Annotated in this window: 2 protein-coding genes; both read right to left on the reverse strand. The window is 45.2% G+C overall.

What is annotated here, in order from left to right:
- Window positions 1-112 precede the first annotated feature (112 nt).
- Window positions 113-895 (reverse strand): IS21-like element helper ATPase IstB, encoded by a 783-nt coding sequence (istB, locus tag E4T88_RS17185; protein ID WP_135107535.1) that lies wholly within the window; start codon window positions 893-895, stop codon window positions 113-115.
- Window positions 882-2,465 (reverse strand): IS21 family transposase, encoded by a 1,584-nt coding sequence (istA, locus tag E4T88_RS17190; protein ID WP_135107537.1) that lies wholly within the window; start codon window positions 2,463-2,465, stop codon window positions 882-884. Before istA ends, istB begins: the two co-directional genes overlap by 14 nt.
- Window positions 2,466-2,643 lie beyond the last annotated feature (178 nt).

Below are 2,643 nucleotides of genomic sequence, written 5' to 3' on the forward strand. Positions count from 1 at the left end.
TGGAAAATCCAGTTCAGATTGCCCCCTTTTGCCAAGTCTAAATTGACCCCTGAAAAAACTTTATTATTACCCCTAAAATATCCTGGTCGACGGGGTCATTTTTATTTTAGCTTTACTTGTTTTTGTTTACCTTCATTTTTCTTACGCTCTCACCGGTAAGTTCTATCTGATGCGCCGAGTGGACGATGCGGTCAAGAATGGCATCAGCCACAGTTGGTTCTCCTATGGCATCATACCAGTTGGCAACCGGTAATTGGGATGTCACAATGATAGATTTGCGTTCATGACGATCCTCGATGATATCAAGCAACATTGAACGTTCTTTAGCATCAAGAGGTACAAGAAAGAGATCGTCAAGGATAAGTAACTGACATCGTTCTATTTTCTTGAGTTCGGCTTCGAAGATACCCTTTGTCTTAGCCACTTTTAGCGCTCCCATTAGTTTGGATGCGTTAGCATAGTTTGTTCGTATTCCGTTCTTACACGACTGATACCCAATGGCTGTAGCAATATAACTTTTGCCTGTTCCGGATGAACCGGTAATGAACAGATTCTTTCCTTGACGGATAAAGTCAAGCGATGAGAGTCGTTCTATATGGTTACGGTCGAGACTTCGATTGATGGTATAATCTATATTCTCAAGATAAGCCTTGTAACGAAAGCCTGCCTGACGAATCAGGCGTTGTATAGAAGCATCCGATCTATAATCCCATTCACGGGCCAACAGTAATGAAAGGAAGCCGTCAGCAGTCATCGTCTCGGCAATGGTGGACTGTAAGCTTTCCCTAAAGGCGGCAGCCATACCATGTAGTTTCATACGGTTCATCAGATCCAGAGAGATGACATTTTGGTCTTTTTCCTGAGTAACGGGTGCGGTTTTATTATTTGTTTCCATTGTTTTTGTTTGTTTTTGTTGTTGATTTTGAGAAGTATTCACGTCCACGGATGTTCTTGTGATGCGGAAGGGATAAGTTGGAGTACAAGTCTTGATCAGCCTGTGGCAGAAAGTCTGCATCATCACCTCGGTTCAGGATACCGATAACATCTTGATATCCGTAAACGCGCATCAATGAAGCACAGGCGCATGCCGCCACAAGTCTGTCTAGTCCGAAGGTCTTTTCCAAAGCAAGGATACCTCTGCATGAGCGGAACGCCTGAGGTATATATTTCTTCTGCGACGCCACATCCTTGAGATAAAGTAAGACGATATTGTCTATCTGAGCAGCTCGCTCAAAGATCTCGTCCAGATCCTTTTCGTAACTACCACAGCGACCGGGAAGATTGTGAGCATTCTTCCGAGTGTAGCCATAGGGTGTGTCATCTCGGTGGTGGGTTGTTACCAGCCGCAGTCCATAGAAGATATCAAGAGTATCAGCATCGTAAACAATATCGACACGCTTGCCCACGTATTCCTTAGGCACACTGTAATGATGCTTCTTGAGCGTTACATAGCTGTTGCGCATTACGGTTACAGATTTGCGTTCCTTCATCTGATACCTCACAGAGGGTAGAGACCGTAGATAGCCTCTTTCCACCTCTTCAAACAGCTGCCTGCGAGACTGATTGCGTCCGGTAAGTTTTCTCTCATTGAACTGACTTAGAGATTGGATAATGCGGGCATTGAGTGATTCCAGATCATGGAACATCAGACCTTCAAGATCGACATAAACAGACTTATACATCAGTTTTACAGCATTCTCCACAAGCGCTTTGTCCTTTGGATGTCTGACACGTGCCGGATATACGCTACAACCATAATGTTCAGCAAAAGCGGCAAAGTCTTCGTTGATAACCGGCTCATTGCGGTTGCTCCGAGTTACCGCCGACTTCAAATTGTCAGGGACGATTGCCATGGGCACACCTTCATAGAAGTGTAGCGCATTCTCACATGCTTTTATAAGGTCTTCTTTCTTCTGCGACCAGACTGCCTCACAGTAGGTATAGTGGCTACAAGGAAGGATGGCTACGAAAACTTCTACAGATCTGACCTCGCCTGTTTGTTCATCAATAACCTGTAGACGGTCGCCAGCAAAGTCAATATACATCTGGTCTGCGGCGTAATGCTCAACGTGACCCACCGGACGTGATACAAGCCGATAACGTTGTATGTACGCACCGAAACTTGCATGACGAAATCCGTTGGGGTGCTCTCGCCGGTACTCTTCATACAAGGATTTTACTGTTACTCCTTTGCGGGTAAGTCTTGCGGCATACTCAGGCAATAACGCCTCCAGTTCCAGCTGGCGCACTGAAGGGTTACGTTCCCTCTCACCGCTGCTTCCAAACATCTCCTCAAGACGCTTCGCCGGCATGGATTGAAGCTGATCCATCGGTATACCGCTCTCTTGAAACAAACGCACATACTCGCGCACTGTGTTACGGGATAGCTCAAAGGTCGCGCTGATACCTTTTATCCCCATCCCCATTGCATAGCAATGAAGAATGTTTGCTAATTTTGTTGTCATTGTAATTTTAGTTTCAACCCATCGACCAGGAGGGTAAATCTAAATTACATAAAAATCCCCTGTTGGGTTACATTCCAGCAGGGGACATTTTTATTTTGGCGTAAGGGGTTAAACGTATTTTGGAAAAGAGGGTCAATTTAGACTTGGCAAAAGGGGGCAATTAACACTGGATTTTCCA

Origin of the sequence: Dysgonomonas mossii, from assembly GCF_004569505.1 — a bacterium.
Classification (GTDB): domain Bacteria; phylum Bacteroidota; class Bacteroidia; order Bacteroidales; family Dysgonomonadaceae; genus Dysgonomonas.

Excerpts from the sequence above, each read along its gene's own strand:
- istB (WP_135107535.1), bottom strand. The coding sequence starts at position 895 with ATGGAAACAAATAATAAAACCGCACCCGTTACTCAGGAAAAAGACCAA.
- istA (WP_135107537.1), bottom strand. The coding sequence starts at position 2,465 with ATGACAACAAAATTAGCAAACATTCTTCATTGCTATGCAATGGGGATG.